This is a genomic window from Gilliamella sp. B2887, from assembly GCF_026537015.1.
Lineage (GTDB): Bacteria > Pseudomonadota > Gammaproteobacteria > Enterobacterales > Orbaceae > Gilliamella.
The window spans coordinates 21,119-37,882 of the sequence record NZ_JAFNMX010000007.1 but is presented as its reverse complement, the minus strand read 5'-3'; the positions used below and the strand labels follow the sequence as shown (position 1 = coordinate 37,882).

The following is a 16,764-nucleotide window of genomic DNA, read 5'->3' as shown; positions in this document are numbered from 1 at the left end:
TTAATCTTCAATTCCCGTATTTGGTGATGATTCATTTAATTCCATTGAATTATTACCAAGAAGGTAAAAATCTAATATTTTTCGCGCTACAGCACCACCGTTTGAGCTTCCACCTCCACCATTTTCTAAAACAATAGCTAAAGCAATTTTGGGTTTATCATAAGGTGCATAAGCAACAAACAAAGCATGATCACGTAAATGCTCAGGAACCTTATGAGCATTGTAGACTTCATCTACTTTTAATCCATAAACTTGGGCCGTCCCCGATTTACCTGCTGCTTGATATTTGGCATCAGCATAAATTTTACGTGCCGTTCCTCGCGAACCAAACATAACACGATACATACCTTCTTTAGCAAGCGCCCAATAACTTGGATTAACATCAGATAAACTATTATTTTCCAAATATTTATCTGGATTAATTATTGGCTGTTGCTCATTAGAATTTAAAATATCGCTCTTTTTATATAATAAAAAATGTGGGGTATAGGTTTTACCATTGTTGATTAATATAGTTAATGCTTTTGCCATTTGTATTGGGGTTGCCGTCCAATAACCTTGTCCAATACCAACAGGAATCGTATCTCCTTGTAGCCAAGATTTTTTATGGCGTTGTATTTTCCATTCACGGCTGGGCATAACAGCACGGCTCTCTTCATTGGAAGATATATCAATACCTGTTCTCTCACCAAAGCCGAATTTAGTCATCCATGCTTTTAAGCGATCAATGCCCATATCATAAGCAACCTGATAAAAATAGGTATCGACAGATTCTTCTATTGCTCTTAATACATCAACTCGCCCATGTCCCCATTTTAACCAATCCCGATAGCGTCGCTCGGTTCCTGGTAATTGCCACCATCCTGGATCGTTAACGACGCTTTTTGATGTAACAACCCCTTCACTTAAAGCAGCAATAGCAATATAAGGTTTGACCGTTGAAGCAGGTGGATAAGAACCAAGTAATGCTCGATTATAAAGAGGTTTATTCGGATCATTAAGCAATGCTTTATATTTATCATTCGATATCCCCCCTACAAATGGATTAGAATCATAGGTAGGACTTGAAACCAAAGCTAAAATTTCACCATTATTAGGGTCAATAGCAACTACAGCTGCTTTACGACCAGCTAACAATTGTTCTATATAACGTTGTAACTTAAGATTGATAGATAAGTAGATATCCTCACCAGCTTGAGGTGGATGTTGATTAAGTTGACGTACGATTCTTCCTCTACTGTTAACTTCTACTTTTTCATAACCAGGGATGCCATGTAATACATCTTCATAATATTTTTCAATCCCCATTTTTCCAATATTAAACGTCGCAACATAATTGCTACTTTTATTTTCATCTTCTAAGCGTTGTTTATCTTGACCGTTAATTTTTGAAATATAGCCAATAATATGAGTCAATGATGCTTCATATGGGTAATAACGATGCTGTATCCCAACAATAGAAACATAAGGAAAGCGATGTTGGTCAACAACAAAACGGGCTATCTGTTGTTGGGTTAAATTATCTTTTAATGGAACAGGGCGATGAGCTTTATAATTTCGGCGTTCCTTTTGAAAATTCTCGATATCTTCATCAGTTAAATCAACAATAGTTTTTAACTGATTAAATTGTTCATTAAGGTTTTTAATTTTATCAGGAATGATATTAAGTTGATAAGTGATATTGTTAATGGCCAATGGTGTACCATTACGATCATAGATCATACCACGACTCGGCGGTATGGGAATGATTTCAATACGATTATTATTAGATTTAGTGCTGTAATAACCATAATTAGCAATCTGAAGATCAGCTAAATTAACAAGTAAAACTAATAATAATAAAATAATGACAATAAAAGCAAATAGTGCTCGTCGCAAAAATAAATTGGTTTCTGCAGAGTGATCACGAATATTGCTTTTCTTTTTGTTACTTAAGATAGGGATAGTAATACTCCTCTAAATACTTTTAACAGCATGATGCTGCTGTTCTTCCCATTTTTGATAAGCATTAACAATTCTGGCAACGACAGGATGACGAACCACATCATCACTATTAAAAAAATTGAAACTAATTTCGTCAACTTTACTTAATACTTCTATAGCATGACGCAAGCCAGATTTTTGATTGCGAGGAAGATCTATTTGGGTAACATCACCTGTTATTACCGCTTTAGAATTAAAACCAATACGAGTTAAAAACATCTTCATTTGCTCAATAGTAGTATTTTGACTTTCATCAAGGATAATAAAAGCATCATTAAGTGTACGTCCACGCATATAAGCAAGTGGCGCAATTTCTATAATGCTTTTTTCAATGAGTTTTTCCACTTTTTCAAAACCTAGCATTTCAAACAAGGCATCATAAAGAGGTCGTAAGTAAGGATCAACTTTTTGACTGAGATCGCCAGGTAAAAAGCCAAGTTTTTCACCAGCTTCCACAGCCGGACGAGTCAATACAATTCGACGTACTTGTTGTTTTTCCAATGCATCAACAGCCGCAGCTACGGCTAAATAAGTTTTACCGGTTCCAGCAGGGCCAATACCAAAAGTGATATCATAATCCAAGACATGCGCAATATATTGTGATTGATTAGGGGTTCGAGGTTTTATAACGCCACGTTTAGTTTTTATCATCACCAACTTTCCCGCTGGATGATGAACATATGTTGGTAAGTGTTCACTTATTTTTTCAAGCGCACCTGACTCTTTTATTGTCAAGTGGACATGCTCAGATTCTATTTCTACAATTTTATTATTATTTTTGGTATGTTTATAAAGAGACTGTAAAATATCCTTTGCAGCTTTAACACAGACAGCATTACCTGTTATAGCAAATAGATTTCCCCGATGATTAATTTCAATGCCTAATCGACTTTCAAGTTGTTTAATATTGTCATCATAAGGACCACAAAGACTATTAAGCCTCTTATTATCTGCTGGTTCAAGTACAGTTTCGTGTGTAATAATATCCAAAGTTAAGTCCCTCTTAATAATAATTTAATCACTAAGACGCTGTTCACATAAAGAGCACTTTTCAACCTCTTTTAAAATCCATTTTTCAACGGTTACAGCTAACAATATTTTATAACACTATATTATTAAATGCTTTTTTTAGATTACTGTTTATGAAATCATTGCGCTTTTTATTATTTTTAACATAATGTTTGTTGTTCAAATGTTAGCAGTATATATTCTAGTACTTTTTCATTATAATCAGAATCGCAGTAATGATATTTTATATATTTCCCTAACGTTTTATTACTAAAAATAGGGATAAAAAAGTAAAAATTTTAGCGACTTTTATTTAATTATCTTATTATTTTTTTTAATAAATAATAATTTTTTGCCTCAGGGGAGAATAGCGACATTATCCACTGTGTTTATTGGCTTACCGCCACAAGTCTCCAATATGACAAACATATTATTTTCCTTTCATCTCATTGTATATAATAATTTTAATATTATAAGTCAGCTAAATATCTACTTTTTTATTATGGATGATAAATTCCCACCCCTAAATCATTTTCTTTACGAGTTCGAGATATCACTGACATTGGTGATTGACTTACTCGTAAATCCATTTCATCTTCGGTTCGAATTACTTTACCACGTAATGAATTTGGATAAACATCCGTAATTTCAACATCAACAAATTTTCCAATCATATTAGGGTAACCCTCAAAATTAACTATACGATTGTTTTCAGTTCTACCTGTTAATTCCATCAAATCTTTTTTAGACGGACCTTCAACTAAAATACGTTGTACCGTATTTAACATTCGACGGCTAAATTGCATTGCTTGTTGATTAATACGTTCTTGAAGAATATACAGACGCTGCTTTTTCTCTTCTTCTGATACATTATCTTCCATTTCTGCAGCAGGCGTACCTGGGCGAGCGGAATAAACAAAACTGTAACTTAAATCAAAATTCACATCAGCAATAAGTTTCATGGTTTGTTCGAAATCTTCTTGTGTTTCTCCAGGAAAACCTACAATAAAATCCGAACTAATTTGAATATCAGGACGCACTTTACGTAATTTGCGAATAATGGATTTATATTCAATTGCAGTATGAGTTCGTTTCATTAAATTTAATACTCGATCAGACCCACTTTGTACAGGTAAATGTAAGAAATTAACCAGTTCTGGGGTATCACGATATACATCAATAATATCATCAGTGAATTCGATTGGATGACTAGTAGTAAAACGAATACGATCAATACCATCAATAGCAGCAACTAAACGTAATAACTCAGCAAATGAACAAATATCACCATCAAAGGTTGGTCCGCGATAAGCATTAACATTTTGACCCAGTAAATTCACTTCACGTACACCTTGTTCTGCAAGTTGTGCTATTTCATAAATAACATCATCACAAGGTCGACTTACTTCTTCACCACGAGTATAAGGTACCACACAATAAGTACAATATTTATTACATCCTTCCATAATTGAGACAAATGCTGTTGGACCTTCACTACGAGGTTCTGGTAAACGGTCAAATTTTTCAATTTCAGGAAAACTGACATCAACCACATGTTTACCCTTACCACTACGTATTTGCTCTATCATTTCAGGTAGACGGTGAAACGTTTGCGGTCCAAAAATGATATCAACAAAAGGGGCACGTTTGCGAATATGCGCACCTTCTTGAGAAGCTACACAACCACCTACACCTATAATAATATTAGGATTATGTTGTTTAAGATTTTTCCAACGCCCTAATTGGTGAAATACTTTTTCTTGAGCTTTTTCTCGAATAGAGCAAGTATTCAGTAATAGAATATCTGCTTCTTCTGGATTTTCAGTTAATGTTAAACCATGGGTAGATTCAAGAAGATCAGCCATTTTGGTTGAGTCATACTCATTCATTTGGCATCCCCATGTTTTTATATGTAATTTTTTGCTCATCAATAACTCAGCTATAATTAATTGTTAAAATGAAAACGGGTTTAAATCCGCGATTTTAGCGCCCCATATTGTAATCCTTTGTGATTGTAGGGTCTATAATAAAATAAAAAACGTTAATGCAATGTAATATTGTATATTTTCTAATAAACTTTACTGGCATATAGAAGATCATCAATTAACCATATTTAAAATTTCTATAATCACGAAATAAATCTTAATATCTGATTAATTATCTATTTTATATTTGATAATAAAATTTTACATAAATCTCTTTTTAATTATTGCAATATATTAAATATTGATAACTAAAATAATGTGTTATTGAAAATAATCAGAATAAATGAGATTAACATTAATTCAAAATTGGATTTAAACCCGTCTCTTGCATGATGATAATTAACAAGTAGAGTAAGTTATATAAAAAATAGAATAATTTAATAAGATAAATAAAAAATGGCTATTTACAAAAAAGATTTATTTAAAATAGCAAATATGGATAAATCCTCAATTAAAAAGAGCAAGCGAAGATGATAATCATTCTTTTTAAAAAAGAAATATTTTATGTTATTATTCGCGCTTAATTCTCTTAGTAAATAAATAGTTTAGATATGCCCAAAACACTCAGTCCAACAAAGCGCCTATTAATTAAAGGTATCATTGCGACATGTTTATTATCTGTCACGCGTGTTGGTTTTGCCGCAACATTAGCAAAAGTGGTTGCAGTACGTATTTGGCCTTCATCAACCTATACAAGAATAACAATAGAAACAAACACACGTTTAAAATATAATCATTCTTTACTAAACAATCCAAAAAGGCTTGCTGTTGATATCAATGATATTAATTTAGATACAGCCTTAAAAAAAATTTCATCAAAAGTATTAAGTCGTGATCCTTATATTAAATCGTTGAAAGTTATTCAGCTCAATAGCAAAACAGTAAGAATAATGATCGAATTAAAACAGGATATTAACCCAAATACTTTTACACTTCCACCAATTGGAAAATATAAAAATCGTTTAGTTATCGATCTTTATCCATCTAAAGTAGCTTTAACTGAAGATAATGATCCTTTACTTGCTCTATTAGAAGAGTATAAAGAAGGCGATCTTAGTAAAAAACAGTCTGAAATCAAAATTGATAACAATAAAAAGAAAAATTCACAGAAGAAAAGCACACAAACTCCACCAGTAGTAGTCGTACTTGATCCTGGTCATGGTGGTGAAGATCCTGGCGCTATTGGTTTTAAAAAAACACGAGAAAAAGACATTGTTTTACAAATAGCTCGTCGTACTTACAGTCTACTTAAAAAAGAGCCTAATATAAAAGTCTATATGACTCGTAATGAAGATGTGTTTATTCCTTTAAATGTACGAGTGGCAAAAGCACGTTCTTTGCAAGCTGATCTTTTTATTTCCATTCATGCTGATGCTTTTATAGATCGATCTGTAAAAGGATCATCTGTTTTTGCCCTTTCAACTAAAGGGGCAAGTAGTTCAGCTGCTAGCTATTTAGCACAAACTCAAAATGAAGCTGATCAAATTGGTGGTATAAGTCGCAGTGGTGATAAATATTTAGATAATACCATATTAGATTTAGTACAAAAAACTACGCTGAGTAATGGTGTAATATTGGGCAGTTCTATTTTAAACCGCATGAAAAGCGTCAACAAATTACGTAAACCATCAATTGAGAAAGCAGGTTTTGCGGTATTAAAAGCTCCTGATATACCTTCTGTTTTAGTTGAAACAGCCTTCATTAGCAATGTTAATGAAGAACAAAAATTAAATACAGCTGCATTCCAGATCCAAATATCTAACGCAATCGTTAATGGTATTAAAGATTACCTGAAAAAACGTAAAAAATAAATTTTCTAAGAAGTTTCAGGTAAACTATATGTTTAAGATATAATCTATTGAATAATAACTAAACTTCTTTCTGCATCTAATTCTGGAACAGTCAGTTTTATATTTTGTTTAAGAATAAAACCTTCAGGAATGACATCAATATCGCTACCTTTTAAGGCATAGAAAGCACCTTGTTGATTAGGAAGATGTTTACACCAACTAAGCATATCTTGCAAAGAAGCGAAGGCTCGACTGATTACTCCATCAAATTTTTTATCGATATACTCTTCAATACGATTTTGTACAGGATTGATATTTTTTAATTTTAATTCAAATTGTACCTGTTTTAAAAAACGAATACGTTTACCTAAACTATCAACTAAATCAAATTGCTTATCAGGATTAATAATAGCTAGTGGTATACCTGGTAGCCCAGGACCTGTACCCACATCTATAAAGGACTTACCAATTAAATAAGGGGATACAACTAAGCTATCCATGATATGTTTAATGAGCATTTCTTTTGGATCACGCACCGCAGTTAAATTATAAGCCTTATTCCATTTATTAAGCATTTCAACATAATCAACCAGCTGATCAATTTGTAGATCAGTGATCGATAGATCCGTTTGATCAATAAGATTAATGAGTTTCTTTTTTAACATAATTCTTCTTTTTTAAATAAACTAATAGCATTGAAATCGCTGCCGGAGTAATACCCGATATACGTGAAGCTTGTCCAATTGACACAGGTTTATGTTGCTTTAATTTAGCCACAACTTCATTTGATAAACCTGAAATTTCCGCATAATCAATATGCTCTGGAATAAGAGTTTCTTCATTACGTTTTTGGCGTTCAATTTCTTCAATTTGTAATTTTATATAACCATCATATTTAACTTGTATTTCAACTTGTTCTGCTGCTTGATCATCACTTAGCCCTGGTGCAAATAGAGACAAAGATTGTAGTGTTTTATAACTCATTTCAGGACGTTTAAGCAACTCTTCGCCATTGGCTTCTTTGGTAAGGTTAGCGCTTAATACCGCATTAACTTCATCAATTTTTTCAATGTGAGGATGAACCCAAATATCACGTAAACGCGCTCTTTCTTGCTCAATAGCTTCAAATTTTTCATTAAAACGTTGCCAACGATAATCATCCACCATACCTAATTTACGGCCAATTTCCGTTAAGCGAATATCTGCATTATCTTCACGTAGCATTAAACGATATTCAGCACGCGAGGTGAACATGCGATAAGGTTCATTGGTACCAAGTGTACAAAGATCATCAACTAACACTCCTAAATAAGCTTGATCACGAGTTGGATACCATTGATCTTGATCATAAACAAAACGAGCTGCATTTAATCCTGCCAGCATACCTTGAGCAGCGGCTTCTTCATAACCTGTAGTACCATTGATCTGTCCAGCTAAAAATAAACCTTTGATCACTTTACTTTCAAGTGTTGGTTTGAGATCTCGAGGATCAAAATAATCATATTCGATCGCATAGCCAGGTCTGACAATATTAGCATTCTCTAATCCTTTCATACTCCGTACAAAGGCTAGTTGAACATCAAATGGTAAACTCGTTGAGATCCCATTCGGATAGATTTCATTACAGTTTAATCCTTCTGGTTCTAAATAGATCTGATGCGAATTACGATCCGCAAAACGCATAATTTTATCTTCTATTGATGGACAATATCTTGGTCCAACACCTTCAATAATACCAGTATACATAGGACTACGATCCAAACTATTTCGAATGATCTCATGTGTTATTTCATTGGTACTGGTAATATAGCATGGGATCTGTCTAGGATGTTCACTGGCTTTACCTAAAAATGAGAATACTGGTGTAGGATCGTCACCATATTGGGTATTTAATTGTGAAAAATCAATTGTTCTAGCATCAATCCTTGGTGGAGTACCTGTTTTTAAACGCCCCATTCTAAATGGATATTGATGTAATGCTTTAGATAAACCAATTGCAGCAGGATCACCTGTCCGTCCACCACTATAATTATCAAGTCCTATGTGGATCTTACCATCTAAAAATGTACCTGTGGTTAATACAACTGCTTTTGCTTTGAAAGAAACACCCATTTGAGTCACAACACCTGTGATCTGATCATTTTCGATGATCACGTCTTCAACTGATTGTTGAAATAACATTAAGTTTTCTTGGTTTTCAAGGGTTGTTCTTATTACTTTGCAATATAAAGATCGATCTGCTTGAGCGCGCGTTGCTCTTACCGCGGGTCCTTTACTACTATTTAATATTCGAAATTGGATCCCTGCCAGATCAATAGCATGAGCCATTAATCCTCCCATAGCATCAATTTCTTTAACCAAATGACCTTTACCTATACCACCGATAGCTGGATTACAGGACATTTTACCTAATGTATTGATATTATGGGTTAAAAGTAGTGTTTTTCGCCCCATTCTTGCTGATGCCATAGCGGCTTCGGTTCCTGCATGTCCACCACCTACAATGATGACATCAAAAAGATCTGGATAAAACATAAAAAAGCCTCGTACGTTATTTTATATATAGGCGATCAAATATTTTTTGATCATGTGATTTGGATTTATTTAGCGTAGGGAATTTTACTCATCTTTTTCATTACGTCAAATGATCTATTTTGATCGCGATCTAAATTAAATAAGATCTTTTATATGATCTTTTATTTTTATTATTATTATGTTGGATCTTTTCTGTTGATAACTGGTATTTATAATTATTTTATAGGATCTTATACAATAGTTAACTCTGTTAATTGATCGGATCTTTTCTTGTTTAAAATTGTTGATAAATAGATTACTTATCCACAAAGAATTTATTTTTTTAGGTTGTTAATATGCTTATCACAGCTTGTTATCCAGTTTTAGCACAGAGTTATCCACAGAAAATAAATTTGTTTGCTTATTTTTTAGCTTTTATTGATTTAATTTTATACTTGATTATATGATCTATTTTTTGAAAAAGAGTGGAGGATCACATTAACAGGTAAGATCTTTGAAAAGATATTTCGTTTTTACTTTTAATAAAAATACTTTTAGATCAAAAAATATCGCTTAAGTTAATTCAATGATTTTATGCTATATTAAAGTTCGTTTATAATACTATAAAAGAGGATTTGTGCTTAAATTATTTATAATAAGAAGATAAAATTGATGTGATTAAAATTGTTTAATGATATTTGAATAATGCAAAATATTTTTATTTATATAGATATCATTTATTCTATTATTAATAAATAATAATAGTATGGTTAGTTTTATACCAATACAAATTGTATATATCATTATTTAATATTATAACTTTAAAAGTTTACAAAGTATTTTGTTGTTTTAAAATTAAATATTTAATAAGCCTTTATGGGATCTTATTTACTTTTCTATAAAAGTGATTGATTTTTGTAAAAGCAAATTTATACTTAATGCGATTCGTTTTTTTATTGTGAGGTTTTTTTATTACTCTTTCACAGCTACCTTTACCTTTTTCATTACCTAATAATGAAACTTTTGATAGTTTTTATGTAGGTGATAATCAATTATTGTTTGATTCTTTACAAACTTTATTGGGTAAAGAGAGTTTTAATGTCTTTTATATATGGTCAGCAACAGTTTCTGGTCGTACTCATTTATTACATGCATCAAGTCAAAATAAGTTAGCCAGTTATATTCCTTTAAAGCAATACTATCATTTGGTTCCTGAAATTCTACAAGGATTAGATAATTATGATTTAGTGTGTTTAGATGATATTGATGCGATAGCGGGTCATAGAGATTGGGAAGAGGCTATTTTTGATTTATTTAATCGATTAACGGAAAAGAACATTTCTAAATTATTAATTACTGCAAGTGCGCCACCTAAACAAATTTCTTTTATCTTACCAGATTTGGTTTCTAGATTGTCTTGGGGACAAGTTTATCAATTAAAAGAATTAAGTGATGATGATAAACTCAAAGCTTTACAGTTAAGAGCCCAATTAAGTGGATTTGAATTATCAACAGAAGTTGGATTATTTTTATTAAAACGTGTTAATCGTGATATGCGTACCTTATTTTCATTATTAGAAAAATTTGAAGTAGCTACATTAGCTCAACAACGTAAGTTAACTATTCCTTTTATTAAAAATATTTTGGATTTGTAATATGATTAAAAAACCCGAAGCTATCGTTTTTTTTGACTTAGATGGTACTTTATTTAATAGTAATATAGATCTATTGCCGAGTTCTTATAATGCAATAAAAAAACTTAAAAAAAATAATATTATACCTATAATAGCAACAGGAAGAACACCACTTGAAGTAGTTAATTTGATGAAAGAAACGGGAATAAATTCGATTATAGGGATGAATGGACAAGTCGTTGTTTATGAAAAAGAGGTCGTATTTACCAATAATATTGATAAAAATGTCATTACTCGTTTATATGAATTTTCTAGGGAGAAAACGAATATTCCGTTGTCTTTTTATAATTATCAGACGATGCGAATTAGTGAAAATAGTCAACCTGCACAAAAATTTTACCATTATTTAAAACAAGATGTTCCTTCTGTTGATGATCAAATTTATTTAAAAGAACCGATTCAAATGTTGTTATTGCTTTGTGAGCAAGGTGAATCATCTTATCGTGAGCTATTTCCTGAACTCACTTTTATTCGTAATACTCCTTATTGTGTTGATGTCTTTAATCATGGTGGTTCAAAAGGAAGAGGTATCAGTGAACTATTAAAAATGAAAGGTTTTGATGATGTACCTACATATGCCTTTGGTGATGGTATGAATGATTTGGAAATGTTCCTAACCGTTGATCATCCAATAGCTATGGGGAATGCAGTTAAGACGCTAAAAGACAAAGCTCAATACGTTACGGATACTAATGATAATGACGGTATTGCTAAAGCACTAGATAATTTTGGCTTAATTTAAAATATTAAAAAATCATCTAATGGATTAGATCAGATGATTTTCAATTGATGATATTATTATTTTTACTTATTTTTAATGATGTTGTTTAAAGCCAACATTATTATTACCAAAACAGTTGTCATAATCAAATCCAGTTAACTCTTTAACTAAACTTCTTATTTCTGGTGTTGCATCTTGTTTTTTACCACCGTTTTTTAATCTATCAAGCTCTTGAATAATAAGTGCATGAGTCGATTTATCTAATTTCATACGATATGTGAAGAAGATACCTAATAGTGCCATTCCACACACACCGAAGACTAATACTAAGTTGATTGCTGTAACCGCACTCTCTGGTTGAACAGCATCTACGCCTGATACAAAACCGGAATATTTCAATACTATACCTAAAATAAAGACAATTGTTGCGCGCATTAGTTTACCCGCCATGGTCATGGCACCTGCATAAATACCTTCACGGCGTCTGCCTGTTAATACTTCATCAATGTCAGCTAAGAAGGTGTATACGCTCCATGGAATGTAATAAACCCCCCCTGTTCCTAAACCAAACCAAATAGTAATACCAATAACAATCCATGTAACATAAGGCATGTTAAAGTAGTAAACACCGATATAACCGATTACTGAAGATATTACAATTAGTATTGCAATGACAAATGGTCTTTTGAATCCACGTTTTACACACCAAGCCATGAAGAAGGCGGTAGAAATGAGTTGACAAATACTGCTTAAACTGTTCATTTGTGAAACGAAGGTTTTTGGTTGACCTAAGTTAAATACCACAAAATAAGTAAATGTTGCCGCAAATAACCATTCAGCACCAAAGCCAAATAGATACATACCTAAATGGTTTCTAAAGGTTTTTAAACGGAAAGTTGAAAAAACATCTGAAAATAATTTAACAATACTTTCCCAAAGGCCAGAAGTTGTTTCATCTTCAATTTCATCAACTGATTTTTCCCAGCTATTAAAATAAAGTAAAATTAGTGCTATCGCCATAATAGATGCATAAGTAATACCTGTTAATAAGAATGGTAGTGGAGAGTCTTTACCATCAAATAGATAGAAAAATACACCAGGGATAGCAGCGGCTAAGAAGTTGGCAACTTTACCAAACATTGCTTTGGAGCCTGCTAGGTAAGTTCTTTGATCGAAGTTTTTAGTCATCTCTACCGGTAAAGTATTGTATGGAATCATAATCATGGTATAGATGAATTCAAATAAAATATAGGTTGTTAAGTAATACCAGAAATTCATCCCATCTACCCAAAGTAATGGGTAAATAATCATACATGGAATAGCAAATAGGATAAAGAATCGACGACGTCCGAATCGACGCCCAAGTTTAGTATGGTTAAAGTTATCAGTAATAAACCCCATTAGTGGATTTAAAATTACATCTAAATAGGTAGCTATTGAAAAAATTAACGTTGCTTGAAATGCTGAAAGTCCACAAAATGTTGTATAAAAGTATAATAACCAAGCCGCACTGATTGCTAACGCACCACTTCCTATTAAATTACCACTACCATAAGAAAATCGGGTTAGTAAGGTTATTTTTTTCTGATTATCAGCCATAAATCTATTTTCCTTAATAATTATGAAATACTGTTTTAAAAATATTATTAGAATAATATTTAATTTGTACAAGTTTATTTCAAAATTTTTTTTAGAAATGTGATATTGGTAACACTTTATTTAATTTGAAAAGTTCAAATATGAATAGTATTAAAAATAAAAAGGATAAATCTCATATTTTTATTATTTTTTTGAACTGTTTTTTTAAATTGTGATCTTATTAACAGAAAACATTAATAAAATACTAAAAAATATAAAACAGCATTTTAAAAAATAGGAAAACAATAATGAATAATTTTAAATTGAAGAAAATACCGCTTTTAATTTTTCTATCAACCTTTCCTATCTGTAGCTTCGCTGGTTCTGGTCAAACAATCTTTCAATATGAACATAATTGGAAATCTATGGATAGGATTCATGGGGATACTATTAAATTAATTCATAAAACCGACGATAGTTGGCAATATGAATTTAAATTTGGTGTTACTGAAGGTGGTGGAAACAAACGTGATGTTTTATATGATGATATGCAAGGTGGATCGGGTAGTGTTGTTATTCAAAAAATACTTACGCTTGATGATGGCTGGGGATCGATTATTCCATCATTTGAATTAGGTTTCAACAAAGATTCAACTCTTTATCAACCAGGATTGAAATATAGTTATAAAATTAATAGTGATTGGTCAGCAAGTTTGCGCTATCGTTATGAATGGAAGAAAATATCTCATGCTGAACGTTATAAAAGAGCAAAAATAGCTGGCAAACAAGTTAAATATGTTGCTAGTAGTAATACAGGAAGGAATCGTTTAGATTGGGCATTAATGTATTCGGGTATAAAAGCATTTAACTTTGCCTATACCTTTAACTATTATATTGGTGATTATACTAACAATTCTTATAAAGCCTTAAAGAACGGTTTTTCTAAAAATGAATATAAAGCTTATAACAATAAAAAAACTGATTATGAGCAAGAATTTAAAATTACCTATAATTATTCAAAATTGTTCCGTCCTTATTTTTCCATTTCTGATGTATCGAAAAATAAAACCACTAATACTCGACAAGCTAAATTTAAAATTGGTTTCAATTACGCATTTGGTCAATCAAATAGCAAAAATTCCGATTTTGTTTATAAATCCTATTTTAAATATGCGCATCATTATGGTTTAACTTCACATTATCATGGTGATAGTTTTGGTCTTTATACTGATTTTGATAAGACAGGCTATGTTGGTCTAAGTGTAAATACTTATAACCAATTAAAAAATAGATTATTCTTTGACGATATTGTTTCTAGCCATTATCAAATTTATGGAGGTTACAATTTTTATTTGGCTGATAATTGGGTACTAACACCAAATATGGAAGTTAGATTCTATTCTGGTGGTGGTTATAAAGCTAAAAGTGAAGAAAACTTACCTCATTATCAATTAGGTGATGTAAGTGATTTACAACGTCCAGGTGTTCGTTATTCTCCCGCTTTAAAATTGACTTGGTTACAAAGTGATGATCTATCTTTTTATGGCCAATATCGATTTGAATATCGCAAAGTTTCAAGAAGTAAACGCGAAGATAGTGTTCAAGGTTATGTCGATAATCGAGCGCGCAATCGTTTTGATATCGGTGCTGATATTAATCTAACTCCTGATTGGAACATTGGCTATCGCTTCTCATACTTAAAAGGGAACTATGTATTACACAATGATAAAAAGAATGATTATCAACAAGAACTGGATATAAATTGGCAAGCAACCAAAGTTTGGCAAGTTAACTTTGCTGCAGAAGATGTGGCAAAAAGTGTTCATTCTGACGCAAGGGAAGCTAAGTTAGCACTAGGATTATCTTATTTATTTTAATCGATAAAAGTGTTAAAAACAGTTAGTGGTGAAAAAATGATAAAGAAAATTTTTTTCGGATTTTTATTGGTTGTCACTTCAATCAATCAAGTATTGGCAAGTACGGTAATACAAGGTTATGTTTATGTTAATAAACCAGTTATTTCATCGGTGATAGTCCGTGATGTGAATAATAAAATTTTAAAAACGGCGACTAATAGCGATGGGTTTTATCAACAAGATGTTTCTGAACTGACTCCACCACTAATTGTTTTTAGTAATGAAAACTCACTTGCCCGAAAAGCGGATGAAGGGCAAATGTGTAACGGTAATTGTTTGGTTTCATACGTTCATACCTTACAAAAAGATGAAAAAAATACTGTTAATATTAATCCATTAACTGATTTTTTAACTAGTGAACTAGCTAAACAAATCAATCTTCTAGGCCCAGAACAATTTACTGATAATCAATTATCTTTTTCAATAGATGATGCTGCATTAAGCCATGCTTATAAAAAATATCATTTGCTGTTTGATAAAGCATTACGCCAAGTAGGCATTATGGCTAATTTATTTGATCCACTTACTACTGCAAATTCAGATATTAACAAGCTACTTAATGTAATGTACTTTAATCGTGGATACGATTCTTCTACTGGTAAAGTAAGTGGTACTGTATTGTTTGATATGCGTTTAAGACCCATTAGCCAAGATTCACCTTTTGATTATGATCAGGCAGTTAAGCAAAAAGAAAGAAATATAAATGCTAAGCAACGTATTTTTATTTTAGGTGATTCGACTGCGTCCAACTATGATAAAAAAGTTTATCCAAGAATGGGATGGGGCCAAGTTTTTGATCAGTTTATTGATGATAAGGCTGATACGGTTGTCATCAATGGCGCACAGTCAGGCCGTTCAAGCCGTAGTTTCAAAACTGAAGGATGGTTCGATTTACTGATCCCTTTAATGAAAAAAGGCGATTATATGATCATCGCTTTTGGACATAATGATGAAAAATGTAACGGCAACAATCCGAAACGAGGTAAAGTGGATGTTGCTAATTTATGCACTTATCCTAATGATGATAATAACCAAAAACAGTATCCATCAATGCAAGAAAATATGTCATTCCAATCCTCTTTAGAAGGTTATCTCGCTGTGGCAAACGCGTTGGATATGACGCCAATTTTGATGACACCAGTCACCCGTTATAAAGATAAAAATAATAACATTGCTCATCAAAATCAAAGTACCAATCCTGTTAGTCATATGCATTATACCGCCAATAAACCTGGTTTTGCATATTGGGGAGATTATTCGAATACGATTAAACATACGGCTAAAGTTAATCAAGTAGCTTTAATTGATTTGGAGTCATTTAGTATTGATTTTGCGAACCAACACAAGGATGACTGGCAGTCTTACTGGTTAGCTGTAGATCCTAATGATCCTAAATATCCTTATTATAAAAATCAAACTTCTGGCGTGATTAACAATCCGGATGCTACGCATTTTCAAGAAAAAGGTGCACAAGCAATAGCTAAGATTATTGCAACAGCTATTAACAACGATCCTCTATTAAAACAAGATGCTGTTGTGGATCTTAATAAAATTAATCAAAAAAATTAGGGTATC

The 16,764-nt window shown here is 31.9% G+C and carries 11 protein-coding genes; 5 read left to right on the top strand and 6 right to left on the bottom strand.

The genetic code is table 11. The annotated features are described in order from the left end of the window. The 3 genes from mrdA to miaB all read right to left on the bottom strand — a co-directional run bounded on the left by mrdA (position 1) and on the right by miaB (position 4,919). Positions 1-1,938 (bottom strand): penicillin-binding protein 2, encoded by a 1,938-nt coding sequence (gene mrdA / locus J3U13_RS06935; RefSeq protein ID WP_416380287.1) that lies wholly within the window; start codon positions 1,936-1,938, stop codon positions 1-3. Between the two features lie 18 nt (positions 1,939-1,956). Continuing rightward, positions 1,957-2,973, bottom strand: a complete 1,017-nt coding sequence (locus tag J3U13_RS06930) for a PhoH family protein (RefSeq protein ID WP_267341049.1) — start codon at positions 2,971-2,973, stop codon at positions 1,957-1,959. A 518-nt stretch (positions 2,974-3,491) separates the two neighbouring features. Next, on the bottom strand, positions 3,492-4,919 hold the full coding sequence (miaB, locus tag J3U13_RS06925; protein ID WP_267341048.1) for a tRNA (N6-isopentenyl adenosine(37)-C2)-methylthiotransferase MiaB: 1,428 nt from the start codon (positions 4,917-4,919) through the stop codon (positions 3,492-3,494). Between the two features lie 608 nt (positions 4,920-5,527). On the opposite strand from miaB, the gene J3U13_RS06920 reads away from it, so the two are divergent. After that, the gene (locus J3U13_RS06920) at positions 5,528-6,787 is read left to right on the top strand and encodes an N-acetylmuramoyl-L-alanine amidase (RefSeq protein WP_267341046.1); all 1,260 of its coding nucleotides are present in this window, start codon (positions 5,528-5,530) and stop codon (positions 6,785-6,787) included. A 44-nt stretch (positions 6,788-6,831) separates the two neighbouring features. On the opposite strand, the gene rsmG is transcribed toward J3U13_RS06920, so the two are convergent. Together rsmG and mnmG are read right to left on the bottom strand one after the other, a co-directional pair. Beyond that, positions 6,832-7,431: a 16S rRNA (guanine(527)-N(7))-methyltransferase RsmG gene (gene rsmG / locus J3U13_RS06915; protein ID WP_267341045.1), complete on the bottom strand. Its 600-nt coding sequence runs from the start codon at positions 7,429-7,431 to the stop codon at positions 6,832-6,834. Beyond that, the gene (gene mnmG / locus J3U13_RS06910) at positions 7,409-9,301 is read right to left on the bottom strand and encodes a tRNA uridine-5-carboxymethylaminomethyl(34) synthesis enzyme MnmG (RefSeq protein WP_267341044.1); all 1,893 of its coding nucleotides are present in this window, start codon (positions 9,299-9,301) and stop codon (positions 7,409-7,411) included. The genes rsmG and mnmG overlap by 23 nt, the downstream gene beginning before the upstream one ends. A 950-nt stretch (positions 9,302-10,251) precedes the next feature. On the opposite strand from mnmG, the gene hda reads away from it, so the two are divergent. After that, on the top strand, positions 10,252-10,935 hold the full coding sequence (gene hda / locus J3U13_RS06905; RefSeq protein WP_267341172.1) for a DnaA inactivator Hda: 684 nt from the start codon (positions 10,252-10,254) through the stop codon (positions 10,933-10,935). 1 nt (position 10,936) lies between these two features. Then, positions 10,937-11,716: a Cof-type HAD-IIB family hydrolase gene (locus J3U13_RS06900; protein ID WP_267341042.1), complete on the top strand. Its 780-nt coding sequence runs from the start codon at positions 10,937-10,939 to the stop codon at positions 11,714-11,716. 72 nt (positions 11,717-11,788) lie between these two features. Here J3U13_RS06900 and J3U13_RS06895 read toward each other — a convergent pair whose 3' ends face one another. Next, positions 11,789-13,294 carry an MFS transporter gene (locus tag J3U13_RS06895; RefSeq protein WP_267341041.1) on the bottom strand — a complete coding sequence of 502 codons (1,506 nt, stop codon included), beginning with the start codon at positions 13,292-13,294 and terminating at the stop codon, positions 11,789-11,791. 287 nt (positions 13,295-13,581) lie between these two features. Here J3U13_RS06895 and J3U13_RS06890 point away from each other — a divergent pair, with 287 nt between their 5' ends. Then, positions 13,582-15,150: an oligogalacturonate-specific porin KdgM family protein gene (locus J3U13_RS06890; RefSeq protein WP_267341040.1), complete on the top strand. Its 1,569-nt coding sequence runs from the start codon at positions 13,582-13,584 to the stop codon at positions 15,148-15,150. 36 nt (positions 15,151-15,186) lie between these two features. Beyond that, on the top strand, positions 15,187-16,758 hold the full coding sequence (locus J3U13_RS06885) for an SGNH/GDSL hydrolase family protein (RefSeq protein WP_267341039.1): 1,572 nt from the start codon (positions 15,187-15,189) through the stop codon (positions 16,756-16,758). Positions 16,759-16,764 lie beyond the last annotated feature (6 nt).